This window comes from Pseudomonas sp. QC2 (assembly GCF_002859085.1).
Lineage (GTDB): Bacteria > Pseudomonadota > Gammaproteobacteria > Pseudomonadales > Pseudomonadaceae > Aquipseudomonas > Aquipseudomonas petroselini.
The window spans coordinates 194301-219696 of the sequence record NZ_PKKS01000012.1 but is presented as its reverse complement, the minus strand read 5'-3'; the positions used below and the strand labels follow the sequence as shown (position 1 = coordinate 219696).

Here is a 25396-nt window from a genome sequence, read left to right as displayed (position 1 = left end):
GCGTCAGCCAGCGGTTTTGGTGGCTTTCTCAACCGCCACTTCGGCTTTGGTCTTCAAGTTCTTCAACTCTTCCCCGGCTCGTTCGATCTTCGTGCGCACCGTGTTCATTTCATGGCGGCCCTGTTCCAGCTTGTCTTTGAGCGAACTGTGCCCAGTGAAGCCACGTGCCAGCGCCACGCCGCCGATCGCTATCTGGATCAAGCCGAAAAGCCCGCCACGGCGCAGGCCTTTGCCGACCATGATCACGCCACCGGCCACCGAGCCGATACGTTCCCAACCGTGCACGTTTTGCGTGGGCTGAGGTTCAAACGGGGTGTGCTCGATGATAGGGCGCAAGGTTTTGCTGTCGCTCATGGTCTGTCTCCAACAAGGGCTAGTGATAAATAGCTGACTGCCCGCAGGCGCCGGATGTTCCCAAAAAATCAGTACTTGGGGCCCGAGCGGGTGTTGTTGCCCTTGGCCAGGCGGTCATAGAGCACCACGTTGACGGTGGCGGCGAGGTTCATGCAGCCGGTGGTCGGGATGTACACAACGTCTTCACACCAGTCGCGGATCTCTTTGTCGAGGGAGCCGTCTTCCGGGCCGAAAATGTACAGCGCGCGGTCGGGGTGGGTGTATTCCGGCAGCGGGCGGGCGCCTTCCACCAGTTCCACGGCAACGGGAATGCAGCCCAGCGGCAGGATCTTTTTCAGGTCATCGATGCCGATCAGCGGAATGTCGTGGTGGACTTTCTTGGTGTCGGTGATGAAGTCCCGGGCGCGCTCGTAACGCACGCCGGTGTAGAACACCGAGGCCACGCCGTAGCAGCCGGCGGCGCGCATGACCGAGCCGACGTTTTCGGGGGATTTGGGGTTATACAGACCGATGCAGCTGTAGCGTTTATTGCCCACGGGGAAGGGTGCCTTGGAGAAAAACGGCGATTATACGGGGATTGGCCTAAACAATGTGGTGAGCGGGCTTGCCGCGCGCTGGGGCGCGAAGCGGCCCCAACGCCAATTACCGCCTGTTTAGCTGGCTTTATTGGGGCTGTTGCGCAGCGCTAGCCCGCTGACCCCATTCAGTCGTCTTTCTTCATCAACCCCGCCAACGCCGCAAACGGGTTATGCGTGGCCTTGGCAATCGTCGGGCTGCTGGTGGAGCCTTCGCCGAAATACTGCTGGTCGGTATAACGCGAGTGCTCGTTGTCGTGGCAATACAGGCACAACAACTCCCAGTTGGAACCGTCCTGGGGATTGTCATCATGATTGTGGTTACGGTGGTGTACGGTCAGTTCACTCAAGCGTTTGCCGGCAAACTCACGCGCGCAGCGGCCGCACACGTGGGGGTACATCTTCAAGGCTTTGTCGCGGTAGCCCATTTCCCGGTCGCGCTGGGCATCGGCGAGGATGCGGTCCAGCTTGGCGGTGTGGGAGGGCGGGTTGGTTGAGCTCATCATGGCTCCTGGCTATTTGATGGTTCACGGATAGGGTTGATTCTAGCCGCTCGCGTTGTAAATAACCGCTTCACTTTATCGATAAGGATTTGAAACTCATGCGTCTGCATTCATGGACTGTTGCATTGTTGCTGTGTGGGATGGCTGCCCACGCCCAGGCATTCTCTACACCTCAGCCTGGGCAGGTGATCGAGGTGGCCCTCGAACAATTACACCCGACCCAGGCCGTGGTGGGTTTTGACCAGATTTACTACAGCCTCGGGCTGTTTGCCGACAAACCTGCCAAGGTCTTTGATGAATACTGTGAAACCAATGGCCAGGGCGAGGCGGATAAAGTCCCCAAGGGCGCCGACCTGCATAAGCCTGCCAGCTTTACCTGCAAGGACCCGGTGGGCAGCCATCCCGAGGACATGAAAACCGTGGTGGTCGGCCCCGGTGGCCAGTTGTACCTGACCGACGGTCACCACAGCTTCACCACCTTGTGGGAAGTGCCCGGTGGCGGCCCCCGCTTGAAAATGTGGGTCAAGGTTACGGATGACTTCAGCAACAGCCCGGACATGCAGCGTTTCTGGCAGCGCATGCAGGCCGCGCGCAAAGTCTGGCTCAAGGACAATCAAGGCCAGGCCCTGCCGCCTGAGCAGTTGCCGGCTCACCTGGGGTTCAAGCATCTGCAGGACGACACCTTTCGCAGCCTGGTGTATTTCACTCGTAAGGCTGCTTATGGCAAGCCTGATGCTGGCGAAGTTGCGCCGGAGTTCCTGGAGTTTTACTGGGGGAACTGGTTGCGCACGCAGATCGACCTGGGGGCTTTCAATCTGAACAAGAAGGGCGGCTATAGCGACGCCATTGAGGCGGTGGCCAAGCGGATGGTCAGCTTGGCGCCGGGGGCGCAGGTCGGTGACAGCGGGTTTACTGCCCATCAGTTGGGCGGTATGACCAAGCTGGACCGCGATGAGCTGGAGAAGACTTTCGACAAAAAAGTGCCGTATGTGATTGATTACCGTAAATCTCGAAACTGATGCGGGACGAAATGTGGGGGCTGGTTTGGCTGTGATTTGGGCACCTGGGTGTATGAGGTTCACCGTATAGGTATGGGGCTGGACCTATGGCGAGGGAGCTTGCTCCCGCTGGCGGCCTAACGGCCGACCACCATCTAATTGTTAGGCTGCGATCCAAATGTGGGAGGGGGCTTGCCCCCGATGGCGGTGTGTCAGTCGATTCATCAGGTGACTGATTCAGCGCCATCGGGGCCTCGGTATCTACACAATTCTGGGTATGGCGCAGGACCTGTGGCGAGGGAGCTTGCTCCCGTGGCGGCCTGACGGCTGACCTGGATGTTGGATCAGACAGGGTACATATCCGTTATTTAGGTAACGGCCACTATGGGTTCCGCTTTTACAGCGGCTCACTTTTGAAGAGCGCAAAAGTAAGCAAAACGCTCTTGCCCCAACACTCGGCACCTCGCTCACGCTCGGTGTGCCCGTAATCCGACAGGTATTTGGGGGGCCGCCGCCACGCGCCATCCATGGCGTGGGGCGGCTAAACCGGCATCCCTGCCGGTTTACCCCCCAAATCCCTGTCGAATTCCGGCCAGCGTGTTTGACGGGGCGCCTAAGATCAAAAGCTAGATCAAGATCAGGATCAAGAGCGGCTCGCTTCGCATCGTGGTTAGCTTTGGGGGGCTCCCACAGTGCGTTCAGCCTTTGAGCTTCTCGGCAATCCAGATGGTATGCCGCGTGCCCTTGTTGCCGTGGGCAAACACTTGCACTTCTTCGGCCTTGAATCCGGCTTTGCGCAGTTTGTCGCTGAACAGTTTATCGGCGCTGGCCGACCACACGGCCAGTACGCCTTTGGGGCGCAGGGCTTTGGCGCATGCCGCCAGGCCGCCGGCGGAGTAGAGCCAGCTGTTGGCTTTTTGGGTGAGGCCTTCGGGGCCGTTGTCCACATCCAGCATGATCGCGTCAAAGCCCTGGGGCTCGGCTTGCAGCACCTTGGCCACGTCTTCCAGGCGGATCACCGTGCGCGGGTCCAGCAACGGGCGGCCGGATTTTTCTCCCAGTGGTCCGCGGTTCCATTCCACGACGCCGGGCACCAGCTCGGCGACGACTACTTCGGCGGTCTTGCCTAAATGCTTGAGTGCCGAGGCCAGGGTAAAACCCATGCCCAAGCCACCAATCAACACCCGCGAACCGGGGCGGCCGGCGACTTTGCGGCAGGGGATTTCCGCCAGGGCGTCTTCGGAGCCGTGCATGCGCGTGTTCATCAATTGGCCGCCGTCACCGCCCTGGATCTTGATGACGAAATCTTCACCGTATTCGAACAGGCACAAGGCACCGCCGTTGTCGGGGATCGGGGTGGTGTCCAGCAGAACGAAACGTTTCATGGAAATCTCATTGGGAAGGGCATTCTTGCGCGGTTGGGAGTAGCCTTACGACATTCCGGTCAGGCCATGGAGCCATCGATGAAGTGCAGCATTCTAACGGTCATTGTGTTGAGCGCGCTCGCCTTGGGTGCGGCGCAGGCTCAGGAGTTGCAAACCGTACCGGTCGCGCCAGCCCCAACGCCAGGCGCACCGGGCACCCCGACGCCGACGCTGTACCCGCAAGTGACCCCGCCTGCCGTGCCCAAGACGAACGGTTCGCCACCCTTGGTGCCCATCGTGCTGCCAACGCCGCCGAAGGACCAGACCGTGCCCGGCCTGCAGCAAAACGACAGCAAGCCGAAGACGCCCGGCGGTTAAAACTGTTGCGAGAGTAATTGGCCGTCGGCCATGCGCAGGCGTTTGGACAGGGCAATGGCGATCGCTCGGATGATCTTGGCGGCCACCCTGGGCGCTTCGTTGAGCATCTTTTCCAGAGCGTCCTTACCCAGGTTCAACAGCACACAGTCACTCGCCGCCACGCAACTGGCCGAGCGTCGTTCGCCGTCGAGTACCGCCATTTCGCCAAAAGCCCGGCCACTGCGCAGGGTGGCGATCGTCAGGCGCTGGCCATCGTGATGGGTTTTCTGCACCGCCACCTGGCCGCTGTGGAGGATGCACATGAACGTGCCGGCATCGCCCTCGAGAAAAATCACCTCGTCACGGGCAATGCTGCTGATATTGAAGTAGCCGGCGGCGATGTGAAAATCCTCCGGCAACAGCGGGTCGAACAAGCCGCAGTCCATGAGCATGTCACGGATCTCGGTATTCATATGTGTCGGTAGTGCCATGGCTGCAATCTTGGTCCATCAATCATGTAGGGCGGTCCTGTGTTCAGACAGAACCGCCCGGCTAAGTTCCTTAAACCAGCCCCAACGCCTTGAACACAAATCCATATTCGAGCGCTACGTCACGTAATCCCTGGTAACGACCGCTCATGCCACCGTGGCCGGCGCCCAGTTCGGTCTTGAGCAACAGCAGGTTGTCGTCGGTCTTGGTGTCACGCAACTTGGCGACCCACTTGGCGGCTTCCCAATATTGCACGCGGCTGTCGTTGTAGCCGGCGATCACCAGCATGTGCGGGTAGGCCTGGGGGCTGACATTTTCGTACGGCGCGTAGGCCTTGATGCGTGCATACACCTCGGGCTCCTGCGGGTTACCCCACTCGTCGTACTCGGTGATGGTCAGGGGCAGTTCCGGGTCGAGCATGGTGTTGAGCACGTCGACGAACGGCACTTCGGCAATCGCCGCCTGGAACAGTGCCGGGCGCTGGTTCAGTACCGCGCCGATCAGCAGGCCGCCGGCACTGCCGCCGCTGATCGCCAGTTGCTTGGCGGTGGTCAGGCCCTGGGCGATCAGGTGTTCGGCGCAGGCGATAAAGTCGCTGAAGGTGTTCTGCTTGTGTTCCTGCTTGCCCGCGCGGTACCAGGCTTCGCCCAGCTCGCCGCCGCCGCGCACATGCGCAATGGCGAAGGCCACGCCACGGTCCAGCAGGCTCAAGCGGGCATGGGAGAACCACGGGTCGAGGCTTGAACCGTAGGCGCCGTAGCCGTACAGGTACAAAGGCACAGGTTTACCGAGGTGGTCGCGCTTGACCACCAGGCTGATCGGCACTTGGGTGCCATCCGCCGAGGTGGCCCACAGGCGTTGGCTCACATAGTCATCGGCGTTGAACACGCCCAGTACCGGCGTTTCCTTGAGCACCTGCTGCGCACCGCTGGCCAGTTCCAGTTGGCGGACCTGGGCCGGTCGGTTCAACGCTTCGTAGCGCAGACGGATCTTGTTGCTGGAAAACTCCAGGCTGTTCTGTACGTAGAGGCTGTAGGCGGCGTCAGGCAATTCCACGCGATAGGCCGGCAGGCCTTCCGGGTGCACTTCGATCACCGGCAGGCCACCCATGCGCAGGCTCAGGGTCATGGCACTGGTATTCAGGCTCACGCCGTCGAGCATCACCTCGTCGCTGTGGGGGATGAGGTTTTGCCACTCATCCTCGGTCGGCATGTCGCCGATGTCGGTTGCCACGAACAGTGCGTAGTTGATGCCCTCCCGGTTGCTGCGGATAAACCAGGTCCACGCGCCATTCAGCTGGCCGTGGTCGACATCGTATTCGTGGTCCTCGACCCGCGGCGCCAGGCAGGTGAAGTCCAGGTGCGGCTGGTTGGCGTCCAGCGCCCAGACCTCGCTGGTGGTCTTGCTGCCCAGCGACAGCAGCAACTGGCGCTCGGAGCTGGAACGGTAGCAATGCAGGAAAAATCGGCCGTCCGGCTCATGGAACACTTCCTGCGCGGCCGTGCCATCCAGGCGGTAGCGATACAGTTTGTGCGGACGGTGGGTGTCGTCCAGTTCGCCGAAGAACAGCGTCAGGCTGTCGTTGGCCCAGGTCATGCTGCCGTCGCAGTCCTGGAATTCCAGTTCGCTGACCTTGCCGGTCGCCAATTCCTTCACGTACAGGGTGTAGATCTCTTCACCGCTGGTGTCGAGGCTGTAGGCCAGGCGCTGGTGGTCGGGGCTGATGCTGAACGCGCCGAGGGAGAAGAAACCGCCATTGGCCAGCACGTTCGGGTCCAGCAACAACTCCTCGCTGCTGTCATCCACCTGGTTGCTGTCGTCGGCCGGGCGACGGCAGCGGTAGTGACGGGCGTACTCGTCACCGGCGGTGGTGCGGGTGTAGTAGAGGTACGGGCCCCAGGGCGAGGGCAGGGACAGATCGGTTTCGAGAATGCGGCCCTTGATCTCCTCAAACAGGGTTTCGCGCAGCGCCTGCTGGTCGGCGAGCTGGGCTTCCTGCCAGGCGTTTTCGGCCTTGAGGTAGTCGAGCACCTCAGCGCTGTCACGCTCCTGCAGCCAGGCGTACGGATCTGGGCCTGGGGCCTTGCGGGCAATCGGGGGGAGCGATATAGGCATGGATTATTCTCTATCTGGCGGACGGTGGCAGGCATTGCAGCCGCGACACGCAAAAGCCGTTATCATAGCCGCCTGTTTGCCTACCTTGCCATGGACACCATGACCGAGAACGACTATCTGACCGCTTGGGGCCTTTACGCCTTCGCCGCTTTGGGCTGCCTGTTGGTGTGGTGGCGCATGACCCGCTGGATCTGGCGCTGGCTGCGCGAGCCGCTGCAATTGCTGATGGCGGTGCTGTTGTTCAGCCCGACCATCGTCGACCCGGTCAAGACTCAGTTCGCCCCGGCCGTGGCCATCACCGCCCTGGACCTGGTGCTCAAGGTCGGCAACAACGCCTGGCGGGCCATCTCCGATCTGTTCATGTACACCATGATCGCCTTTGGCGTGTACATCGTGTTTGTGCTGATCCGCTGGCCCATCGAGCGCGCCGCCAACGCCCGCCGTGAGCGCAAGGCCGCCGCCGATGCGGCCCTGGCCGCCGAACCGGATGAAGATGAAGACGACGTGTCTTTCCGCCGTCCTGCACCTGTGAGCGGTATGCGCGTAGAACCGCGCCTTTAACGTCGTCCGCCCTGCAGCGAGAGCCCTGGCATGTGTGAATTATTGGGCATGAGTGCCAACGTCCCCACCGACATCGTGTTCAGCTTTACCGGGCTGATGCAACGCGGTGGGCGCACCGGCCCCCACCGTGACGGTTGGGGCATCGCGTTTTACGAGGGCCGTGGCCTGCGTCTGTTCCAGGACCCGGCTGCCAGCAGTGAATCGGAAGTCGCGCTGCTGGTGCAGCGTTACCCGATCAAAAGTGAAGTGGTGATTGGCCATATCCGCCAGGCGAATGTCGGCAAGGTCAGCCTGGCCAATACCCACCCGTTCGTGCGCGAACTGTGGGGCCGCAACTGGTGCTTCGCACACAACGGCCAGCTGGCGGACTTCAAGCCCCGCGCCACCTTTTACCGCCCGGTGGGCGACACCGACAGCGAAGCGGCCTTCTGCGACCTGCTTAACCGCGTGCGCGAGGCCTTCCCTGAACCGGTGGACCTTGAACAGGTGCTGCCGGACCTGATCGCAGCCTGCTCCGAATACCGCAGCAAAGGCGTGTTCAACTGCCTGCTCAGTGATGGCGACTGGCTGTTTTGCTACTGTTCGACCAAATTGGCGCAGATCACCCGCCGCGCACCCTTCGGCCCTGCACGCCTGAAAGATGTCGACGTGATCGTCGATTTTCAGGCCGAAACCACGCCCAATGATGTCGTGACGGTGATCGCCACCGAGCCTTTGACCGACAACGAAAACTGGACCCGCTACGAACCGGGCCAATGGAGCCTGTGGCGACGCGGTGAATGCGTCAGCCAGGGCATCACCGAGTAAGGATATCGCCCATGTTGCTCAGTTATCTGCGGTTGGTGCTGTTTGCCATTGGCCTGTTGGTCGGCGTGCAAGTGCCCGGGTTTATCAACGACTACGCCAAGCGCGTCGAAGCCCACTTGATCGAGGCCCAGACCGGCCTCAGTGGGTTTGAAACCACCGCACGGCAGTTCTTCAACGGTGACTTGAAGGCGTTGGTGGCGCATTACCGTGCCAGTGACGACCCGGTGTTCCAGAGCGACGCCAACAGCCTCGGCGCGATGCTTGACCGCCAGGTGGCGTTGGACAAGCAATTCCAGGCCATGCAAGGCCCGTGGTACATCCGCGCCCTGCAAGTGGCGGTGGCGGCCGACCCCGATATTCGCCAGGAAACCTGGAAGGGCTACAGCTATCAGATTCTGCTGACCCCCGAAGCCATGGGCTGGGGATTGGGCGGGGCGATGCTGTTGTCGTTCGGCATCGAGTGCCTGTTCCGCCTGATCGATTGGGTGGTACTGGGCGGCAAGCGCCTGCGCCAGAGCCGGCCGATCGAAGAGCGAGATCTCAAGGGCCTCTAAAGGTTCAACTCGGGGAAAATGTGGGAGGGGGCTTGCCCCCGATAGGGGAGTGTCAGTCAATAGATCAGTGACTGAACCACCGCCATCGGGGGCAAGCCCCCTCCCACAGTTTTATCCAGTGTCTTCAGTGAGGTTGTGCACTAAGCACCATCCGCTCCGCACCGACCTCCTCGGCATACCGCGCCACCACCTTGTGGCACAACCCCACAATCTCCTCCACCAACTCCACCCCCACGCGCCACGACACCACCACCTGCAAATTCGGCAGTTTCTGCGCCATCGGCAACATCACCAATTCCCCGCGCGCCAGTTCTTCGCGCACCAGCACCGGCGGCAGCGCGCCAATGCCAAAACCATCGCGCAACAACCGCGTAATCGCCGACACCGAATTCACGCAGTTCATCCGTGGCGCGGCCACGCCGTTGGCCTGCATCAGGCTGATAACGTCCTGGTGCGGGTGGGAGTTTTTCGAATACGTGATGATGCGCTCCTGGGCCAGTTCGGCCAGGGAGGCGTAGTCACGGTTGTAGATCGACTGGCTGGCGACGATCCAGGCCATGGGGTGGCTGGCCAGTTCCAGGCTGCGCACGGTTTCGAGGCGCAGCAGGTCGGTTTGCAGGATCAGGTCGAGGAAGCCTTTTTGCAGCTGATCGCTGAGGTTCAGCGCGGTATCGGCGACCAATTCGATTTCCACCAACGGGAAATGGTCCATCAGTTCCGCCACCAGTGGGCTGAGCCAGGTGTGGATCACCGTGTCCATGGCGCCGATCCGAATGCGTCCGACCTTGCTGCTGGTGGTCTCCAGGGACTGCTTCAAGCCCTGCATGGTCACCATCATCTGCTCGGCGTAGTCGAGCACCTTCAAGCCTTCCGGGGTCAGGCTCACGCCACGCGAATCGCGCAGAAACAGCTTCACCCCCAGCTCGCTTTCCAGCACCGCGATGCGGCTGGAGATCGACGCCTGGGTGGTGAACAACTTCTCGGCGGTCAGGCGGAAACTCTTGAGCTTGGCCACCCAGACGAAGGTTTCGAGGAACTTCAAATTCATGGGATCAACTTTTTCTTATGCATGGATCGGTTTTTATTAGTTGGACGCCGTACCGGGCCAGCGCCAAAAATCGAGCCATTCCACGATAAGCGCCGTTGGGGTGTCAGGACAAGTTGCGAGTTCTGTGTAAAAAATCCCACACTACAAAAAAATAAAGCCTACAGGAGCGACAGACCGTGAGCCGACTTTTACTGAATTGCGACATCGGCGAAAGCTTTGGTAACTGGACCATGGGTCTGGACGCCGAGGTCATGCCGTTCATTGATTGCGCCAACGTGGCCTGTGGCTTTCACGCCGGCGACCCGAGCATCATGCGCAAGACCGTCAGCCTGGCGCTCAAGCATGGCGTGCAAGTCGGCGCGCACCCGGCGTATCAGGATCTGCAAGGTTTCGGTCGCCGCTCCATGGCCTACACACCCCAGGAAATCCAGGACCTGTTGCACTACCAGATAGGTGCGCTCGACGGTATTTGCCGGGCCCAAGGTGGGTGTGTCAGCTACGTCAAACCCCACGGCGCGATGTACAACGACATGATGGCCAACCCGGCCCAATTGCGCGCGGTGATCCAGGCCGTGGCGGCCTACGGCGAACTGCCGCTGATGCTGCTCGCCACCCGCGACAACAGCGCGGCCCAGGCCCTGGGCGACGAATACGGTGTAACCCTGTGGTTCGAAGCCTTCGCCGACCGCGCCTACGACAACAAGGGGCACTTGGTCTCGCGTCAACTACCCGGTGCCGTGCACCACGATTCCGACACCATCGTGCAGCAAGCCCTGACCATTTCACGCGGCGAAGCGCTGATCGCCAGCGACGGCAGCCCCCTGGTGCTGCAGGCCAATACGCTGTGCGTACACGGTGACAACGCCAGCTCGGTCGCGGCGGTGCAGCGCATCCGCGAGGCATTGAAGCCAGCATGAAGCCACGGATTGAAGTGGTGGCCATCGACTGCCTGATGGTGCGCCTGTTTGATGCAATCGCCGAAACCAACATGCCGTGGATGCTGGCCGCGACCCAACGCCTGCGCAGCGGTTTTGGCGTCGCATTGGTCGACTTGGTGCCGTCCTACACCACCTTGATGGTGCATTACGACCTCAGCGCAGTGAGCCCGGCCCAGGCACGGGAGCTGATCGACCTGGCCCTCACCGACCTGCAGCCGCAGGCCCAGGGCAGCGGCCAATGTCATGTGCTGCCGGTGTGGTACGACCTGAGCGTCGGCCCGGAATTGACCTTGCTCAGCCAGCGCAGCGGCCTGGCCATCGACGAGGTGATTCGCCGTCACAGTGCCCACGAATACCAGGTGTTTGCCCTCGGCTTCGCCCCCGGCTTTGCCTTTATGGGCCTGGTGGATGAAATTCTTGCCACCCCGCGCCTCAACACCCCTCGCAAACGCGTGGCGGCCGGCAGCGTCGGCATTGCCGAACGGCAAACCGCCGCCTACCCGGTGGTGTCGCCAGGCGGCTGGAACCTGATCGGGCGCACGCCGGCCAAACTCTTCGACCGCGAGCGCGAGGGCTACAGCCTGATGCAGCCGGGCGACACCGTGCGCTTCGAGGCGGTCGACCGCGCTGAATTCATCACATTGGGTGGCGACGACACGCCGTTGGAGGCGCAGGCATGAGCCGCTTGATCATCGAGGCCAGCACGCCGCTGTGCCTGTTGCAGGACGCCGGTCGCTTTGGCGTGCGCCATTTGGGCGTGACCCAGGGCGGGGCGCTGGATTGGGTGTCGATGTCCTGGGCCAACTGGCTGCTGGGCAACGCGCTGGACGCGCCAGTGGTGGAAATCACCTTGGGCGGCTTTACCGTGCAGGCCGAGGAGTATTGCCTGCTGGCCCTGGCCGGTGCGGACCTGGGCGCCTATATCGACGAACGCGCCATCAGCCCCGGCCGCAGTTTTATCCTGCAAAAGGGCCAACGCTTGCGTTTCACCCAGCCGTTCAGCGGCGCGCGTGCCTACCTGGCGGCGCCCGGCGGGTTTGATGCGCCGGAGGTGCTCGGCAGTTGCGCCACCGTTGTGCGTGAGGAACTGGGCGGGCTGGACGGTTTCGGCAAGGCGCTGGCCGAAGGCGGGCGGTTGGCCTATTCCGGTACCGGCGGTGCGATGAAGGTGCTGAGCGCGCAGACGTTGCCGGCCAAGGCGCCGCTGGACGTGATCGTCGGCGCACAGATCGGCCAGTTCAGCGGCCAGAGCCTGTTCGATGCGTTCAACACTGAATGGGCCCTCGACAGCCGCGCCGACCGCATGGGCATGCGCTTGCTCGGCACGCCGTTGCAGTACCAGGGGCCGTCGCTGATTTCCGAGGGGATTCCGTTGGGCGCGATCCAGGTGCCGCCGGATGGGCAGCCGATTGTGTTGCTCAATGACCGGCAGACCATTGGCGGCTATCCGCGCCTGGGGGCGTTGACGCCGTTGTCGCTGGCACGGCTGGCGCAGTGTCTGCCGGGGGAGAAGGTGAGGTTGGCGCCAGTGGTGCAGGAGACGGCGCATCGGCAGCACATCGAGTATTTACGCCGATTTGCATAACACCGCATTTAAAATGTGGGAGGGGGCAAGCCCCCTCCCACATTAGATTTCCTGCATTATTGCGGGCGCCGCCTATTTGGAGAGAAAGCGCATCCCTTCTTCCAGCCCGCGCAATGTCAGCGGATACATCTGATCCTCCACCAACTCCCGCACAATCCCCGTCGACGCCGTATACCCCCACGTGTCCTTCGGGTACGGGTTAATCCAGATGAGCTTCTTGTACTTGGCCATGAAGCGCTGCATCCAGACATATCCCGGCTCTTCATTCCAGTGCTCGACACTGCCGCCCGCCTGGGTGATTTCATACGGCGCCATCGACGCATCGCCGATAAAGATCACTTTGTAGTCGGCGCCGTACTTGTGCAGCAGGTCCTGGGTCGAGGTGCGTTCCGAGGTGCGGCGCTGGTTGTTCTTCCACACCGACTCGTACACGAAGTTATGGAAGTAGAAGTACTCCAGGTGCTTGAACTCGGTCTTGCACGCGGAGAACAGCTCTTCGCAGATCTTCACGTGGGCATCCATCGAGCCGCCGATATCGAACAGCAACAGCAGCTTGATGGTGTTGCGCCGCTCCGGGCGCATCTGGATATTCAGCAAACCGGCGTCGCGGGCGGTGTGGTCGATGGTGCCGTCGATATCCAGCTCTTCCGCCGCACCCTGGCGCGCAAACTTGCGCAGGCGGCGCAGGGCGATCTTGATATTGCGCGTGCCCAGTTCGACCTGATCGTCGAGGTTCTTGTACTCGCGCTGGTCCCAGACCTTCACGGCCTTGCCCTGGCGCTTGCCGGCATCGCCGACGCGGATGCCTTCCGGGTTGTAACCCCCGGAGCCAAACGGGCTGGTGCCGCCGGTGCCAATCCACTTGTTGCCGCCGGCGTGGCGCTCCTTCTGTTCTTCCAGGCGTTTCTTGAATTCCTCGATCAGCTTGTCCAGGCCGCCGAGGGACTGGATCTGCGCGCGCTCCTCATCGGTCAGCGAGCGTTCGAACTCTTTGCGCAGCCAGTCCTCGGGAATCAGCGCCTGCAAGTGGTCGTCGAGTTTTTCCAGGCCGTTGAAGTAGGCGCCAAAGGCCCGGTCGAACTTGTCGTAGTGCCGTTCGTCCTTGACCAGGATCGCCCGGGACAAGTAGTAGAACTCGTCCATGTCGGCGAAGGTCACGCGTTGCTTGAGCGCGTTGATCAAGTCGAGCAGCTCGCGCACCGACACCGGCACCTTGGCGGCCCGCATTTCATTGAACAGGTTGAGCAACATCAGCGATTACCGCGACGGCTCATGAACGCCAGACGCTCCAGCAACTGCACGTCTTGCTCGTTCTTCACCAAGGCACCGGCCAGCGGCGGGATGGCCTTGGTGGGGTCGCGCTCGCGCAGCACGGCTTCGCCGATATTGTCGGCCATCAGCAGCTTGAGCCAGTCGACCAGTTCGGAAGTGGAGGGCTTTTTCTTCAGGCCCGGCACCTTGCGTACGTCGAAGAACACGTCGAGGGCTTCGCTGACCAGGTCTTTCTTGATGTCGGGGTAGTGCACATCCACGATCTTTTGCAGGGTGGCGCGGTCGGGGAAGGCGATGTAGTGGAAGAAGCAGCGGCGCAGGAACGCGTCCGGCAGCTCTTTTTCGTTGTTGGAGGTAATGATGATGATCGGGCGTTTCTTGGCCTTGATGGTCTCGTCGATTTCGTAGACGTAGAACTCCATCTTGTCGAGTTCTTGCAGCAGGTCATTGGGGAACTCGATGTCGGCCTTGTCGATTTCATCGATCAGCAGGATCACCCGCTCCTCGGACTCGAAGGCCTCCCAGAGCTTGCCCTTTTTCAGGTAATTGCGCACGTCGTGCACCTTATCCACGCCCAGCTGCGAGTCGCGCAGGCGGCTGACCGCGTCGTACTCGTACAGGCCCTGATGCGCCTTGGTGGTGGACTTGATGTGCCAGGTGATCAGCCTGGCGCCGAAGGATTCGGCCAGTTGCTCGGCGAGCATGGTCTTGCCGGTGCCGGGCTCGCCCTTGACCAGCAGTGGCCGCTCCAGGGTGATGGCGGCGTTGACGGCCAGTTTCAGGTCATCAGTGGCAACGTAGGCCTGGGTGCCTTCGAACTTCATCGGTCATTCCTCGAATTCATCAATGCCCGGACTATACCGCGCGGCCCCGGCGACTGTGAACGCAGGCGGATTATTCAGTCTCTGAATGACCGGTCACCTTCAATCCGCCGAGGGCTTGGGTTGTTCATAACGCGCATTGAAGGCCTGGATAAACCCGTTGCGCAAAATCGCCAAAAACGCCGAGAACGCGCTGACATTTTGCTGATGCACGCTGCCACTCAGCTCCACGCGGGTGGCGAACTGGTTTTTGCTCTGGTTTTTCAGCACGGTCTCACTGGCGCCGACCACGGCCTCCCAGATGGAGCGGAAGATGTTCTTGTCTTTGTTTTCCACGTCTTGTTTCCAGTCGAACACTTCTACATCCCGCAGCAACGGCTTGATGTAGCCGGTCAACTGACCTTTTTCGGCCTGGGCTTCAATGACCACGTCGCCCGTGCCGGCTTTGAAATCGAACTTGCCGTAGGCCGAGGCGAAGTCATTCATGCGCTTTAACTGCAAGTCTTTGGCGCGGAAACGGAATTCGAACTCTTCGAAGTCGCTCAACGGGTCAAAGGTGGCGGTGGCTTCCAGCGGCGCCTGGCCTTGCAGCAACGCCTTGCCTTCAAAGCGCGCGTCACGCTTGCCTTTGACGTCGACCACATTGGTCAGGTTGAAGAAGCTCGCGTTGACGTCCGTGGCGTTGATGTTGACCTGGGGCTTGGAACTGAAGTTATGAAAGGCGATCTTGCCCTCTTCGATACGCACCTCGTTCAAGGTGATCGGCAGCAGTTTGCTCAGTTGTTCCTGCCAGTCGGTGCCTTTACCGGTCTGGGACGCCTGTTTGTTGGCCCCGCCGTCGACGAAGTTGATCTCCGGTCTTACAAAGTGCCCCTCGGCCACCACCGCATGGTCGTACCACAGCGAATGCCAGCTCACGGCGAACTCGATCAGCGGCGCCTTGACGAACGGGACGGGCACCTTGCCGTCCACTTTGACGATTTGCAGGCCGTTGATCCGGTAGGCGCCGCGCCATAGGGCCAGGTCCACATCGGCCACCTGGCCGCGGTAATCGCCCATGTCGGCGAGCTTTTCATTCAGGTAATTGCGCACCAGATAGGGCAGTGCAATGTTCACGGCAACCAGCACCACCACCAGCCCGGCGACGGTCCATAGCGGCCAACTGTAGCGACGTTTCATGGGGAGGGTCCTCTGTCCGTATAGGGCATGGACTGCCGGGAGCGCCGCAACGTTCCGCCGACTGGACGCCTCTGAGCCTGAGGCATACCCTTGGGGCCTTCCGGAAATCGAGCAATAGGACCCGTCATGAGCCGTATCTTTGCAGACAACGCGCACTCCATCGGTAACACGCCCCTGGTGCAGATCAACCGTATCGCACCGCGCGGCGTGACCATCCTGGCCAAGATCGAAGGGCGCAACCCGGGCTATTCGGTGAAGTGCCGCATTGGCGCAAACATGATCTGGGACGCCGAAAGCACCGGCAAACTCAAGCCCGGCATGACCATTGTCGAACCCACTTCCGGTAACACCGGCATCGGCCTGGCGTTTGTCGCTGCGGCCCGTGGCTACAAGCTGCTGTTGACCATGCCGGCGTCCATGAGCATCGAGCGGCGCAAGGTCCTCAAGGCCCTTGGCGCCGAGCTGGTGCTGACCGAGCCGGCCAAGGGCATGCCCGGTGCCATCGCCAAGGCCGCTGAAATTGTTGCTGGCGACCCGGCGACCTATTTTATGCCGGGCCAGTTCGAAAACCCGGCCAACCCGGCGATCCACGAGAAAACCACCGGCCCGGAAATCTGGAACGACACCGATGGCGCCGTGGACGTGCTGGTCGCGGGCGTGGGGACCGGCGGTACCATTACCGGCGTATCGCGCTATATCAAGAACATCGCGGGCAAGCCGATCCTGTCGGTGGCCGTCGAGCCGGTTGTCTCGCCGGTGATCACCCAGGCGCTGGCGGGCGAAGAGATCAAGCCCAGCCCGCACAAGATCCAGGGCATTGGCGCCGGTTTCGTGCCGAAGAACCTGGACTTGTCGATGGTCGACCGCGTTGAATTGGTGACCGACGACGAATCCAAGGCCATGGCCCTGCGCCTGATGCAGGAAGAGGGGATTTTGTGCGGTATTTCCTGCGGCGCCGCCATGGCCGTGGCAGTGCGCCTGGCCGAGAAGCCGGAAATGCAAGGCAAGACCATCGTGGTGATCCTGCCGGACTCCGGTGAGCGCTACCTGTCCAGCATGCTGTTCAGCGATTTGTTCACCGAGCAAGAGAACCAGGCTTGATGCATGTCCTGTGGTGATTAGGCTTACTGTGGTGAGCGGGCTTGTTGTGGTGAGTGGGCTTGTTGTGGTGAGTGGGCCTGTTGTGGTGAGCGGGCTTGTTGTGGTGAGCGGGCTTGTTGTGGTGAGCGGGCTTGCCCCGCGCTGGGCTGCGAAGCAGCCCCAATAAGGCCACCGCATTTCTCCAGCGATAAACGCGGTGACGGGTGTGAGGGCCGCTTCGCAGCCCAGCGCGGGGCAAGCCCGCTCACTACAACGAAGCCGCTCACCACAGTCATCGGTTGATGTGAATCAGCGTTGCTAAGCTAGGCCTTCTGCATAATGGCCCAACTGTTTATCATGGCCGGCTGCTACGTCTGCTGTTGGCCAGGCGATTATTTCCAGGAGTTGCTGCATGACCTTTTCTTTGGCCGCCAAGCTGTCGGTACTGGCGTTGTTTATCGGCAGCACGCTGTATGTGCACCTGCGCGGCAAGGCGCGTTTGCCGATGTTGCGCCAGTTCGTCAACCATTCGGCGCTGTTCGCCCCGTATAACGCCTTGATGTACCTGTTTTCGGCCGTGCCGTCCAAGCCGTACCTGGACCGCAGCAAGTTCCCGGAACTGGATGTGCTCAAGGACAACTGGGAAGTGATCCGCGAAGAGGCCATGCACCTGTTCGACGAGGGTTACATCCGCGCGGCGGAAAAGAACAACGATGCCGGCTTCGGTTCGTTCTTCAAGAAGGGCTGGAAGCGTTTCTACCTCAAGTGGTACGACAAACCCCTGCCATCGGCCGAGGCCCTGTGCCCGAAAACCGTGGCGCTGGTGAGCAGCATTCCCAACGTCAAGGGCGCGATGTTCGCGCTGTTGCCGGGCGGCAGCCACCTGAACCCGCATCGCGATCCGTTTGCCGGTTCCCTGCGGTACCACCTGGGCCTGTCCACGCCGAACTCCGACGACTGTCGCATTTTCGTCGACGGCCAGGTGTATGCCTGGCGCGACGGTGAGGACGTGATGTTCGACGAGACCTACGTGCACTGGGTCAAGAACGAAACCGAGCAGACCCGTGTGATTCTGTTCTGTGACATTGAACGGCCGCTGAGCAATCGCGTGATGACCCGTATCAACCGTTGGGTCAGCAAGCAATTGGGCCGCGCGACGGCACCGCAGAACCTGGATGACGAGCGCGTTGGCGGGATCAACCAGGCGTATGCCTGGAGCAAGACCTTCAGCGACAAGTTCAGTGGTGTGGTCAAGCAGTGGAAGCGCAAGCACCCGAAGGCCTACCGCATTGCGCGGCCGGTGCTGGCTGTGGTTGTCTTGGTACTGCTGTGGAAGTGGCTGTTCGGCTGATCTGAAAGGTTAAACGCGGTCAAAATGTGGGAGGGGCTTGCCCCCTCCCACATTGGTTTTGCGGTGCTCTTAAGATGCGATCAGTTGGCGCAGCACATAGTGCAGAATCCCGCCCGCCTTGAAGTACTCCACTTCATTCAGCGTATCGATCCGGCACAGCACCTCGACTTTCTCGTTGCTGCCATCCTCCCGTGTAATCACCAGCGTCAGGTTCATGCGCGGGGTGATCTCTACGTCGGTCAGGCCGAGAATGTCGATCCTCTCCTTGCCGGTCAGCTTGAGCGACGTGCGGTTCTGATCCAGCTTGAACTGCAACGGCAGCACGCCCATGCCTACCAGGTTGGAGCGGTGAATCCGCTCGAAACTCTCGGCGATCACCGCCTTGACGCCCAGCAAGTTGGTGCCCTTGGCCGCCCAGTCACGGCTTGAGCCGGTGCCGTATTCCTGGCCGGCAATCACCACCAGCGGCGTGCCCGAAGCCTGGTATTTCATCGCCGCATCGTAGATCGGCATTTTCTCGCCGGTGGGGATATACAGCGTATTACCGCCTTCTTCGCCGCCGAGCATTTCATTGCGGATACGGATATTGGCAAAGGTGCCGCGCATCATCACTTCATGGTTACCACGGCGCGAGCCGTAGGAGTTGAAGTCGCGTGGCTCCACGCCTTGCTCGCGCAGGTAGCGGCCGGCGGGGCTGTCGGTCTTGATATTGCCGGCGGGGGAGATGTGGTCGGTGGTGACCGAATCGCCCAGCAGGGCGAGCACGTTGGCGCCTCGGACGTCCTTGATGACCGGCAAGGGACCTGCGATGTCATCGAAGAATGGCGGGTGCTGGATGTAGGTGGAGTCCTTCTGCCACACGTAGGTGGCGGCCTGTGGCACTTCAATGGCTTGCCACTGTTCGTCACCGGCAAACACCTCGGCGTATTCCTTGTGGAACATGCCGGTGCTGACTTGGGCCACCGCGTCGGCGATCTCTTTGCTGCTCGGCCAGATGTCCTTGAGGTACACCGGGTTGCCGTCCTGATCGTTACCCAGCGGCTCGCTGCTGATATCGATGCGTACGGTGCCCGCCAACGCGTAAGCCACCACCAGCGGCGGCGAAGCCAGCCAGTTGGTTTTCACCAGCGGGTGCACGCGGCCTTCGAAGTTGCGGTTGCCGGACAGCACCGACGCCACGGCAAGGTCGGCTTTCTGGATGGCCTTTTCGATCGGCTCGGGCAACGGCCCGGAGTTGCCGATACAGGTGGTGCAGCCATAACCCACGAGGTCGAAGCCAAGTTTGTCCAGGTACTGGGTGAGGCCCGCGGCCTTGTAGTAGTCGGTGACCACTTTGGAACCGGGTGCCAATGAGGTTTTCACCCAGGGCTTGCGGGTCAGGCCCTTTTCCACGGCCTTTTTCGCCACCAGCCCGGCCGCCATCATCACGCTGGGGTTGGAGGTGTTGGTGCAGGAAGTGATCGCGGCGATCACCACCGCGCCGTTTTTCAGGCGATAGGTCTGGCCGTCGTATTCGTAGTCGGTTTCGCCCACCAGGTCGGCATTGCCCACGGCAACCCCGCCGCCGCCTTCGCTTTCGAGGCGACCTTCCTCCTTGTTGGCGGGTTTGAATTGCAGGTCGAGGAAGTCGCTGAACGCTTGGCCGACATTCGGCAGGGACACACGGTCCTGCGGGCGTTTCGGCCCGGCAAGGCTGGCTTCGACACTGCCCATGTCGAGGGCCAGGCTGTCGGTGAACACCGGTTCTTGGCCGGCGTTGCGCCACAGGCCTTGGGCCTTGGTGTAAGCCTCCACCAACTTCACGGTTTCTGCCGGACGGCCGGACAGGCGCAGGTAGTCCAACGTCACTTCATCCACTGGGAAAAAACCGCAGGTGGCGCCATATTCCGGGGCCATGTTGGCGATGGTGGCACGGTCGGCCAGCGGCAGGTCCGCGAGGCCGTCGCCGTAGAATTCGACGAACTTGCCCACCACGCCTTTTTTACGCAGCATCTGGGTCACGGTCAGCACCAGGTCGGTGGCGGTGATGCCTTCTTTCAATTTGCCGGTGAGCTTGAAACCGATCACTTCCGGGATCAGCATCGACACGGGCTGGCCGAGCATCGCCGCCTCGGCCTCGATACCGCCCACGCCCCAGCCGAGTACGCCGAGGCCGTTGATCATGGTGGTGTGGGAGTCGGTGCCGACCAGGGTGTCCGGGAAGGCATAGGTGCGGCCGTCTTCGTCCTTGGTCCAGACCGTGCGGCCGAGGTATTCGAGGTTGACCTGGTGGCAAATGCCGGTGCCCGGCGGCACCACGCTGAAGTTGTCGAAGGCGCTCTGGCCCCAACGCAGGAAGGCGTAGCGTTCGCCGTTGCGCTGCATCTCGATGTCGACGTTTTGCTCGAAGGCATCGGCGTTGCCGAATTTGTCGACCATCACCGAGTGGTCGATCACCAAGTCCACGGGGGAGAGCGGGTTGATGCGCTGCGGGTCGCCCCCGGCCTTGGCCACGGCGGCGCGCATGGCGGCCAGGTCGACCACGGCGGGAACGCCGGTAAAGTCTTGCATCAATACCCGGGCCGGGCGGTACTGGATCTCGCGGTCGGACTGGCGCTCTTTGAGCCAGGCGGCAATGGCCTTGAGGTCGGCGCCGGTGACGGTCTTGTCGTCTTCCCAGCGCAGCAGGTTTTCCAGCAGCACCTTGAGGGACATCGGCAGTTTATCCAGGTCACCCAGGCTCTTGGCGGCTTCGGGCAAGCTGAAGTAGTGATAGGTCTTGTCGTCGATTTGCAGGGTTTTAAGGGTTCTCAGGCTATCAAGGGATGACATTACATGACTCCTTATGGTCCGCACGGCTACGGACCTGACGGGACGAACAGAGCTTTCAAACTAGCCCTGTTTTCAGTAGCTGGCTAATTACTGGACTCTATGGACAGAACCAAGGTTCCGAACTCAGCTATCATGCGCGCGTTTTCATGACAGGCTTTGCGATAGCGCAAGCCAGTTGCCAGGAGATTCAATGAACACCCTTTTTATGCACTGCCGCCCAGGTTTTGAAGGCGAAGTCTGTTCCGAGATCGCGGAACACGCCGCGCGCCTGAACGTTTCCGGCTACGCCAAGGCCAAGACCGGCAGCGCCTGCGCCGAATTTGTCTGCACCGAAGAAGACGGCGCCCAGCGCCTGATGCACGGCCAGCGTTTTGCCGAGCTGATCTTCCCGCGGCAATGGGCGCGCGGGGTATTCATCGACCTGCCGGAAACCGACCGCATCAGCGTGATCCTCGCCCACCTGCGCGAATTCCCGGTGTGCGGCAGCCTGTGGCTGGAGATGGTCGACACCAACGACGGCAAGGAACTGTCGAACTTCTGCAAGAAGTTCGAAGTGCACCTGCGCAAAGCCTTGCTGAACGCCGGCAAGCTGGTCGATGACCCGAGCAAGCCGCGCCTGCTGCTGACCTTCAAGAGCGGCCGCGAAGTGTTCATGGGGCTGGCCGAGTCGAACAACTCGGCCATGTGGCCGATGGGCATCCCGCGCCTGAAATTCCCACGGGATGCGCCCAGCCGTTCTACCCTCAAGCTGGAAGAGGCCTGGCACCACTTCATTCCCCGCGACCAGTGGGACGAGCGCCTGCACGGCGACATGACCGGCGTCGACCTCGGCGCAGCGCCGGGCGGTTGGACCTGGCAACTGGTCAACCGTGGCATGCTGGTAACCGCCATCGACAACGGCCCCATGGCCGAAAGCCTGATGGACACCGGCCTGGTCCAACACTTGATGGCCGACGGCTTCACCTTCGTGCCCAAGCAGCCGGTGGACTGGATGGTTTGCGATATTGTCGAGAAACCGGCGCGTAACGCCGCACTGCTGGAAACCTGGATCGGCGAGGGGCATTGCCGCGAGGCGGTGGTGAACCTCAAGTTGCCGATGAAACAGCGTTACGCCGAAGTGAAGCGCTTGCTGGAGCGTATCGAAGAGGGCTTCAAGGCGCGTGGTATTCGTGTGGAGATCGGCTGCAAGCAGCTGTATCACGACCGTGAGGAAGTGACTTGCCATTTGCGTCGGCTGGAAACAGCGAAGAAAACCAAGGCCCGCTGAGTCTAGGGCGGTCACCGCTCAAATGTGGGCGCTGGCTGGCCTGCGATAGCGGTATAACGGTCGATATCTATGATGAATGTGCCCCCGTCATCGCGGGCAAGCCCGCTCCCACAGTAGAGCGGGTCTGTTTCAGGAGTGAAGTATGAGTCATCCAGAAGAAATGCCTGTAGACGGCACCCTCGACGCCACCGGCCTCAACTGCCCGGAACCGGTCATGATGCTGCACCAGCACATCCGCGACCTGCCGCCCGGTGGCTTGCTCAAGGTGATCGCGACCGACCCGTCCACGCGTCGCGATATTCCCAAGTTCTGCGTGTTCTTGGACCACGAACTGGTGGATCAGCAGGAGCAGGCCGGTACGTACCTGTACTGGATCCGCAAGAACTCCGTTTAACCCAACGCCTTGTCTGCGCGAATGCGCCGGCGTGCACTGCGCGCCAGGCGCACCAGCAACATCCCCGCCGCGCAGCTCAGGCCTACGATCAGCCCTTGCCACAAGCCGCTTGGGCCGCTGGGTTCGCCCAGCCAGTCGGTCAGGCCCAAGGCATAACCCACCGGCAGGCCCACGCCCCAATACGCGAACAAGGTCAGCACCATGGTCACGCGCGTGTCTTGGTAGCCACGCAATGCGCCCGCCGCCGTGACCTGGATGGAGTCGGAGAACTGGAACAGCGCTGAGAACACGATCAACATCGACGCCAAGTGAATCACCACCGGGTCCGGGGTGTAGATCGCCGCAATCTGCTCGCGAAACACCAGCATCAGGCTGCAAGACAAGCAGGCATACGCCAGCGCAGTGCCCATGCCGACACCGGCGGCGAAGCGCGCTTCACGCGGTTCGCCACGGCCCAGCGCCTGGCCGACGCGCACGGTGACGGCCATGCTCAAGGAGTAGGGGATCATGAACACCAGCGAGCTGACGTTCAGGGCGATCTGATGGCCGGACACTACCGTGGCCCCCAGGCTACCGAGCAGCAAGGCGATTACCGCGAAAATGCTCGATTCGGCAAAAATCGCGATGCCAATCGGTAGGCCAATCCCCAGTACACGCTTGATCACCGCCCATTGCGGCCAGTCGAAGCGCTTGAACAATTCGCTGCTCTGATAGGCCGGGCCCCAGCGGGTCCAGCCGGCCAGGCCGAGCATCATCACCCACATCGCAATGGCCGTGGCCCAGCCACACCCCACGCCACCCATGGCTGGCAGGCCGAGGTGACCGTAGATGAAGATGTAGTTCAGCGGAATGTTCAGCGCCAGGCCACACAGGCCCATCACCATGCTCGGCCGCGTGCGGCCCAGGCCGTCGCTGAAACAGCGCAACACGTAATACAGCGCAATGGCCGGCATACCGGCGGCAATGCCATGCAGGTAGCCCATGGACGGCGCGATCAGGTCGGGCTCGACCTTCATCGCACGCAGGATCGGTTCGGCGCAGAGCAACAGCAGCGCGCCCGTGATACCGACCACCACGGCCAGCCACAAGGACTGTCGCACCAGCGGCCCGATCTCGCTGAACTGGCCCGCGCCGTAGCGCTGAGCAACTTTCGGCGTAGTGGCCAGCAGCGTGCCGGTCATCAGCAGGTACACCGGGATCCAGATCGAATTGCCCAGGCCTACGGCCGCCAGGTCCTGGGGGCTGACGCGCCCGGCCATGACCGCATCGACAAAGCTCATCGCCGTAGTGGCCAGTTGGCCGATGATGATCGGCAAGGCGAGCGTCAACAGGCCGCGCACTTCCCGGCTGATGCGGGCGGGGCGGGTGAGGGTGGCGGTGGCAGTGTTCACGTACAGGTGTCCAGTAAAAGGCAGCGCAAGGACGGCGGATTCTACGCCTTGACGCATCGGTCAGGAAAAAACCTGTGTTAGCGATTTGTAAGCGAGGGCTGCGATCCCTGTACACTGCGGGTCCGCCAAAGGAGCCTGCCATGCTGATTGTTGCCGACGAAAATATTCCGCTGCTCGATGCATTTTTCCAAGGATTTGGCGAGATTCGCCGCGTGCCCGGCCGTTCCCTCGACCGCGCTACGGTCGAGCAGGCTGATGTGTTGTTGGTGCGCTCGGTGACCAACGTCAACCGTGCATTGCTGGAGGGCAGCAAGGTTCGCTTCGTCGGCACCTGCACCATTGGCACCGACCATCTGGACCTCGATTACTTCAAGCAGGCCGGCATCCAGTGGTCCAGCGCCCCCGGCTGCAACGCGCGTGGCGTGGTGGACTATGTGCTGGGCAGCCTGCAGACCCTGGCCGAGATCGAAGGCGCCGACCTCAATCAGCGTACTTACGGTGTGGTGGGCGCGGGTGAAGTGGGCGGGCGGCTGGTCAAGGTGCTCAAGGGCCTGGGCTGGAACGTGCTGGTGTGCGACCCGCCACGGCAGATCGCCGAGGACGGCGACTACGTCAGCTTGGCGCAGATCATCGAGCAATGCGACGTGATCAGCCTGCACACGCCGCTGACCAAGTCCGGCAACGGTTCCACCTGGCACCTGTTCGACCGCCAGCGCCTCGAGCAGCTCAAGCCCGGCACCTGGCTGATCAACGCCAGCCGTGGCCCGGTGGTGGACAACGCCGCGCTGCGTGAGGTGTTGCTGGCGCGTGAAGACCTGCAAGCGGTGCTGGACGTGTGGGAAGGCGAACCCGAAGTGGACGTCGACCTGGCTGATTTGTGCGTGCTGGCCACGCCGCATATCGCCGGCTACAGCCTGGAGGGCAGGCAGCGCGGCACGGCGCAGATCTATCAGGCGTTCTGTGCGCACCTGGGTCAGGCGCCGAGCATCCTGTTGAGTGATCTGCTGCCGCCACCGTGGTTGGCCGAGGTGCACTTGAATGCATCGACTGACCCGGCCTGGGCATTGGCGACCCTGTGCCGCAGCGTGTACGACCCGCGTCGCGATGATGCGGATTTCCGTCGTAGCCTTGTGGGAACGGTGGATGAGCAGCGTAAGGCGTTTGACCTGCTGCGCAAGCATTATCCCGCACGCCGCGAGATCGAGGGTTTGAAGGTGCGTATCAATGGGGAGTCGACGGCCCTGGCCAGTATCGTGTCCGCATTGGGCGCGCAGGCAATTTAAACGCCAATAAAAACCCGGCCACCTGGGCCGGGTTTGAAAGAGCGTGGCGTTTCAGCCTTGCTGGGCAGGCTTGACCAATTTTTCTTCCAGTTCGCTGCAGGCTTGCTGGATCATCTCTTCGGTGATCTGCACTTCACGGCCCTGAGCGTCGATGTACGAGCAAGGCAGCTGCTGCGGCTGGCGGATCACTTCAATCTTGGCATCGCTGCTATTTTGCAAGGTCATGGCCTGTCTCCTCATCAGGTTGTGTACCCACTTTAAGACCCCCGCGTGACCACGCTGTTACAACTCCCTGCGGG

26 protein-coding genes are annotated in these 25396 nt (G+C 61.6%); 13 read left to right on the top strand and 13 right to left on the bottom strand.

Annotated features, from left to right (window positions below; translation table 11 throughout):
* Window positions 1-3 precede the first annotated feature (3 nt).
* From QCBJ_RS12695 to QCBJ_RS12685, 3 genes are all read right to left on the bottom strand, one after another.
* A complete protein-coding gene (locus tag QCBJ_RS12695; RefSeq protein ID WP_012722814.1) occupies window positions 4-354 on the bottom strand; it encodes a DUF2892 domain-containing protein in 351 nt (116 codons plus the stop codon).
* Window positions 355-422: 68 nt separating this feature from the next.
* Window positions 423-890: an RNA methyltransferase gene (locus QCBJ_RS12690; protein ID WP_003189607.1), complete on the bottom strand. Its 468-nt coding sequence runs from the start codon at window positions 888-890 to the stop codon at window positions 423-425.
* 167 nt (window positions 891-1057) lie between these two features.
* The gene (locus tag QCBJ_RS12685; RefSeq protein ID WP_003210675.1) at window positions 1058-1432 is read right to left on the bottom strand and encodes a YajD family HNH nuclease; all 375 of its coding nucleotides are present in this window, start codon (window positions 1430-1432) and stop codon (window positions 1058-1060) included.
* Window positions 1433-1530: 98 nt separating this feature from the next.
* On the opposite strand from QCBJ_RS12685, the gene QCBJ_RS12680 reads away from it, so the two are divergent.
* A complete protein-coding gene (locus QCBJ_RS12680) occupies window positions 1531-2451 on the top strand; it encodes a ParB/Srx family N-terminal domain-containing protein (protein WP_093546993.1) in 921 nt (306 codons plus the stop codon).
* 677 nt (window positions 2452-3128) lie between these two features.
* Here QCBJ_RS12680 and QCBJ_RS12675 read toward each other — a convergent pair.
* Window positions 3129-3815, bottom strand: a complete 687-nt coding sequence (locus tag QCBJ_RS12675) for a spermidine synthase (RefSeq protein ID WP_046035159.1) — start codon at window positions 3813-3815, stop codon at window positions 3129-3131.
* 78 nt (window positions 3816-3893) lie between these two features.
* Here QCBJ_RS12675 and QCBJ_RS12670 point away from each other — a divergent pair, with 78 nt between their 5' ends.
* On the top strand, window positions 3894-4172 hold the full coding sequence (locus tag QCBJ_RS12670; protein WP_025858461.1) for a hypothetical protein: 279 nt from the start codon (window positions 3894-3896) through the stop codon (window positions 4170-4172).
* Here the strand turns inward: QCBJ_RS12670 and QCBJ_RS12665 are convergent.
* Both QCBJ_RS12665 and QCBJ_RS12660 read right to left on the bottom strand, forming a co-directional pair.
* On the bottom strand, window positions 4169-4642 hold the full coding sequence (locus tag QCBJ_RS12665; RefSeq protein ID WP_012722819.1) for a cyclic nucleotide-binding domain-containing protein: 474 nt from the start codon (window positions 4640-4642) through the stop codon (window positions 4169-4171). The two genes, QCBJ_RS12670 and QCBJ_RS12665, sit on opposite strands and share 4 nt — an antisense overlap.
* Before the next feature lie 70 nt (window positions 4643-4712).
* Complete coding sequence (locus tag QCBJ_RS12660) at window positions 4713-6755, bottom strand: S9 family peptidase (RefSeq protein WP_102060940.1); 2043 nt, start codon at window positions 6753-6755, stop codon at window positions 4713-4715.
* A gap of 24 nt (window positions 6756-6779) precedes the next feature.
* Here QCBJ_RS12660 and QCBJ_RS12655 point away from each other — a divergent pair, with 24 nt between their 5' ends.
* From QCBJ_RS12655 to QCBJ_RS12645, 3 genes are read left to right on the top strand one after another with little or no spacing between them, the layout of a single operon-like run.
* Window positions 6780-7316: an MFS transporter gene (locus QCBJ_RS12655; RefSeq protein WP_102060939.1), complete on the top strand. Its 537-nt coding sequence runs from the start codon at window positions 6780-6782 to the stop codon at window positions 7314-7316.
* A gap of 30 nt (window positions 7317-7346) precedes the next feature.
* Window positions 7347-8123, top strand: coding sequence for a class II glutamine amidotransferase (locus QCBJ_RS12650; RefSeq protein WP_012722822.1), 777 nt, complete (start codon window positions 7347-7349; stop codon window positions 8121-8123).
* Window positions 8124-8134: 11 nt separating this feature from the next.
* Window positions 8135-8677, top strand: coding sequence for a DUF2937 family protein (locus QCBJ_RS12645; RefSeq protein ID WP_012722823.1), 543 nt, complete (start codon window positions 8135-8137; stop codon window positions 8675-8677).
* 124 nt (window positions 8678-8801) lie between these two features.
* On the opposite strand, the gene QCBJ_RS12640 is transcribed toward QCBJ_RS12645, so the two are convergent.
* Window positions 8802-9725 (bottom strand): LysR family transcriptional regulator, encoded by a 924-nt coding sequence (locus QCBJ_RS12640; RefSeq protein ID WP_012722824.1) that lies wholly within the window; start codon window positions 9723-9725, stop codon window positions 8802-8804.
* A 176-nt stretch (window positions 9726-9901) separates the two neighbouring features.
* Between QCBJ_RS12640 and QCBJ_RS12635 the strand changes: the two genes are divergently transcribed.
* From QCBJ_RS12635 to QCBJ_RS12625, 3 genes are read left to right on the top strand one after another with little or no spacing between them, the layout of a single operon-like run.
* Window positions 9902-10642 carry a 5-oxoprolinase subunit PxpA gene (locus QCBJ_RS12635; RefSeq protein ID WP_012722825.1) on the top strand — a complete coding sequence of 247 codons (741 nt, stop codon included), beginning with the start codon at window positions 9902-9904 and terminating at the stop codon, window positions 10640-10642.
* Window positions 10639-11343: an allophanate hydrolase subunit 1 gene (locus QCBJ_RS12630; protein WP_102060938.1), complete on the top strand. Its 705-nt coding sequence runs from the start codon at window positions 10639-10641 to the stop codon at window positions 11341-11343. The genes QCBJ_RS12635 and QCBJ_RS12630 overlap by 4 nt, the downstream gene beginning before the upstream one ends.
* Window positions 11340-12248 (top strand): biotin-dependent carboxyltransferase family protein, encoded by a 909-nt coding sequence (locus QCBJ_RS12625; protein ID WP_102060937.1) that lies wholly within the window; start codon window positions 11340-11342, stop codon window positions 12246-12248. Before QCBJ_RS12630 ends, QCBJ_RS12625 begins: the two co-directional genes overlap by 4 nt.
* Before the next feature lie 72 nt (window positions 12249-12320).
* On the opposite strand, the gene QCBJ_RS12620 is transcribed toward QCBJ_RS12625, so the two are convergent.
* The 3 genes from QCBJ_RS12620 to QCBJ_RS12610 all read right to left on the bottom strand — a co-directional run bounded on the left by QCBJ_RS12620 (window position 12321) and on the right by QCBJ_RS12610 (window position 15520).
* The gene (locus QCBJ_RS12620; RefSeq protein WP_012722828.1) at window positions 12321-13499 is read right to left on the bottom strand and encodes a VWA domain-containing protein; all 1179 of its coding nucleotides are present in this window, start codon (window positions 13497-13499) and stop codon (window positions 12321-12323) included.
* Complete coding sequence (locus tag QCBJ_RS12615) at window positions 13499-14344, bottom strand: MoxR family ATPase (protein ID WP_012722829.1); 846 nt, start codon at window positions 14342-14344, stop codon at window positions 13499-13501. The genes QCBJ_RS12620 and QCBJ_RS12615 overlap by 1 nt, the downstream gene beginning before the upstream one ends.
* A 99-nt stretch (window positions 14345-14443) precedes the next feature.
* Window positions 14444-15520, bottom strand: coding sequence for a DUF748 domain-containing protein (locus QCBJ_RS12610; RefSeq protein ID WP_012722830.1), 1077 nt, complete (start codon window positions 15518-15520; stop codon window positions 14444-14446).
* A gap of 126 nt (window positions 15521-15646) precedes the next feature.
* Here QCBJ_RS12610 and cysK point away from each other — a divergent pair, with 126 nt between their 5' ends.
* Both cysK and QCBJ_RS12600 read left to right on the top strand, forming a co-directional pair.
* Window positions 15647-16621, top strand: coding sequence for a cysteine synthase A (gene cysK, locus QCBJ_RS12605; RefSeq protein WP_012722831.1), 975 nt, complete (start codon window positions 15647-15649; stop codon window positions 16619-16621).
* 391 nt (window positions 16622-17012) lie between these two features.
* The gene (locus QCBJ_RS12600; RefSeq protein ID WP_012722832.1) at window positions 17013-17951 is read left to right on the top strand and encodes an aspartyl/asparaginyl beta-hydroxylase domain-containing protein; all 939 of its coding nucleotides are present in this window, start codon (window positions 17013-17015) and stop codon (window positions 17949-17951) included.
* Window positions 17952-18020: 69 nt separating this feature from the next.
* Here the strand turns inward: QCBJ_RS12600 and acnA are convergent, their stop codons facing one another.
* Window positions 18021-20762: an aconitate hydratase AcnA gene (gene acnA / locus QCBJ_RS12595; RefSeq protein WP_102060936.1), complete on the bottom strand. Its 2742-nt coding sequence runs from the start codon at window positions 20760-20762 to the stop codon at window positions 18021-18023.
* 190 nt (window positions 20763-20952) lie between these two features.
* Between acnA and rlmM the strand changes: the two genes are divergently transcribed.
* Together rlmM and tusA are read left to right on the top strand one after the other, a co-directional pair.
* Entirely contained in the window at window positions 20953-22029 is a 1077-nt protein-coding gene (gene rlmM, locus QCBJ_RS12590) for a 23S rRNA (cytidine(2498)-2'-O)-methyltransferase RlmM (RefSeq protein WP_012722834.1), read from the top strand.
* Window positions 22030-22189: 160 nt separating this feature from the next.
* Window positions 22190-22423, top strand: a complete 234-nt coding sequence (gene tusA, locus QCBJ_RS12585; RefSeq protein ID WP_320400769.1) for a sulfurtransferase TusA — start codon at window positions 22190-22192, stop codon at window positions 22421-22423.
* Here tusA and QCBJ_RS12580 read toward each other — a convergent pair.
* Complete coding sequence (locus tag QCBJ_RS12580; protein ID WP_012722836.1) at window positions 22420-23814, bottom strand: MATE family efflux transporter; 1395 nt, start codon at window positions 23812-23814, stop codon at window positions 22420-22422. The two genes, tusA and QCBJ_RS12580, sit on opposite strands and share 4 nt — an antisense overlap.
* A 140-nt stretch (window positions 23815-23954) precedes the next feature.
* On the opposite strand from QCBJ_RS12580, the gene pdxB reads away from it, so the two are divergent.
* Window positions 23955-25097 carry a 4-phosphoerythronate dehydrogenase PdxB gene (gene pdxB, locus QCBJ_RS12575; protein ID WP_102060935.1) on the top strand — a complete coding sequence of 381 codons (1143 nt, stop codon included), beginning with the start codon at window positions 23955-23957 and terminating at the stop codon, window positions 25095-25097.
* A gap of 51 nt (window positions 25098-25148) precedes the next feature.
* On the opposite strand, the gene QCBJ_RS30195 is transcribed toward pdxB, so the two are convergent.
* Window positions 25149-25322 carry a PA1571 family protein gene (locus QCBJ_RS30195; RefSeq protein WP_043204960.1) on the bottom strand — a complete coding sequence of 58 codons (174 nt, stop codon included), beginning with the start codon at window positions 25320-25322 and terminating at the stop codon, window positions 25149-25151.
* Between the last annotated feature and the right edge of the window lie 74 nt (window positions 25323-25396).

Coding starts and splice junctions, on each gene's coding strand:
- QCBJ_RS12600 (WP_012722832.1), top strand. CDS start 17,013: ATGACCTTTTCTTTGGCCGCCAAGCTGTCGGTACTGGCGTTGTTTATC.
- QCBJ_RS12670 (WP_025858461.1), top strand. CDS start 3,894: ATGAAGTGCAGCATTCTAACGGTCATTGTGTTGAGCGCGCTCGCCTTG.
- cysK (WP_012722831.1), top strand. CDS start 15,647: ATGAGCCGTATCTTTGCAGACAACGCGCACTCCATCGGTAACACGCCC.
- QCBJ_RS12660 (WP_102060940.1), bottom strand. CDS start 6,755: ATGCCTATATCGCTCCCCCCGATTGCCCGCAAGGCCCCAGGCCCAGAT.
- QCBJ_RS12645 (WP_012722823.1), top strand. CDS start 8,135: ATGTTGCTCAGTTATCTGCGGTTGGTGCTGTTTGCCATTGGCCTGTTG.
- QCBJ_RS12625 (WP_102060937.1), top strand. CDS start 11,340: ATGAGCCGCTTGATCATCGAGGCCAGCACGCCGCTGTGCCTGTTGCAG.
- QCBJ_RS12685 (WP_003210675.1), bottom strand. CDS start 1,432: ATGAGCTCAACCAACCCGCCCTCCCACACCGCCAAGCTGGACCGCATC.
- QCBJ_RS12615 (WP_012722829.1), bottom strand. CDS start 14,344: ATGAAGTTCGAAGGCACCCAGGCCTACGTTGCCACTGATGACCTGAAA.
- QCBJ_RS12620 (WP_012722828.1), bottom strand. CDS start 13,499: ATGTTGCTCAACCTGTTCAATGAAATGCGGGCCGCCAAGGTGCCGGTG.
- acnA (WP_102060936.1), bottom strand. CDS start 20,762: ATGTCATCCCTTGATAGCCTGAGAACCCTTAAAACCCTGCAAATCGAC.
- QCBJ_RS12610 (WP_012722830.1), bottom strand. CDS start 15,520: ATGAAACGTCGCTACAGTTGGCCGCTATGGACCGTCGCCGGGCTGGTG.
- QCBJ_RS12695 (WP_012722814.1), bottom strand. CDS start 354: ATGAGCGACAGCAAAACCTTGCGCCCTATCATCGAGCACACCCCGTTT.
- QCBJ_RS12680 (WP_093546993.1), top strand. CDS start 1,531: ATGCGTCTGCATTCATGGACTGTTGCATTGTTGCTGTGTGGGATGGCT.
- QCBJ_RS12640 (WP_012722824.1), bottom strand. CDS start 9,725: ATGAATTTGAAGTTCCTCGAAACCTTCGTCTGGGTGGCCAAGCTCAAG.
- QCBJ_RS12630 (WP_102060938.1), top strand. CDS start 10,639: ATGAAGCCACGGATTGAAGTGGTGGCCATCGACTGCCTGATGGTGCGC.
- rlmM (WP_012722834.1), top strand. CDS start 20,953: ATGAACACCCTTTTTATGCACTGCCGCCCAGGTTTTGAAGGCGAAGTC.
- QCBJ_RS12675 (WP_046035159.1), bottom strand. CDS start 3,815: ATGAAACGTTTCGTTCTGCTGGACACCACCCCGATCCCCGACAACGGC.
- QCBJ_RS12650 (WP_012722822.1), top strand. CDS start 7,347: ATGTGTGAATTATTGGGCATGAGTGCCAACGTCCCCACCGACATCGTG.
- pdxB (WP_102060935.1), top strand. CDS start 23,955: ATGCTGATTGTTGCCGACGAAAATATTCCGCTGCTCGATGCATTTTTC.
- QCBJ_RS12665 (WP_012722819.1), bottom strand. CDS start 4,642: ATGGCACTACCGACACATATGAATACCGAGATCCGTGACATGCTCATG.
- QCBJ_RS30195 (WP_043204960.1), bottom strand. CDS start 25,322: ATGACCTTGCAAAATAGCAGCGATGCCAAGATTGAAGTGATCCGCCAG.
- tusA (WP_320400769.1), top strand. CDS start 22,190: ATGCCTGTAGACGGCACCCTCGACGCCACCGGCCTCAACTGCCCGGAA.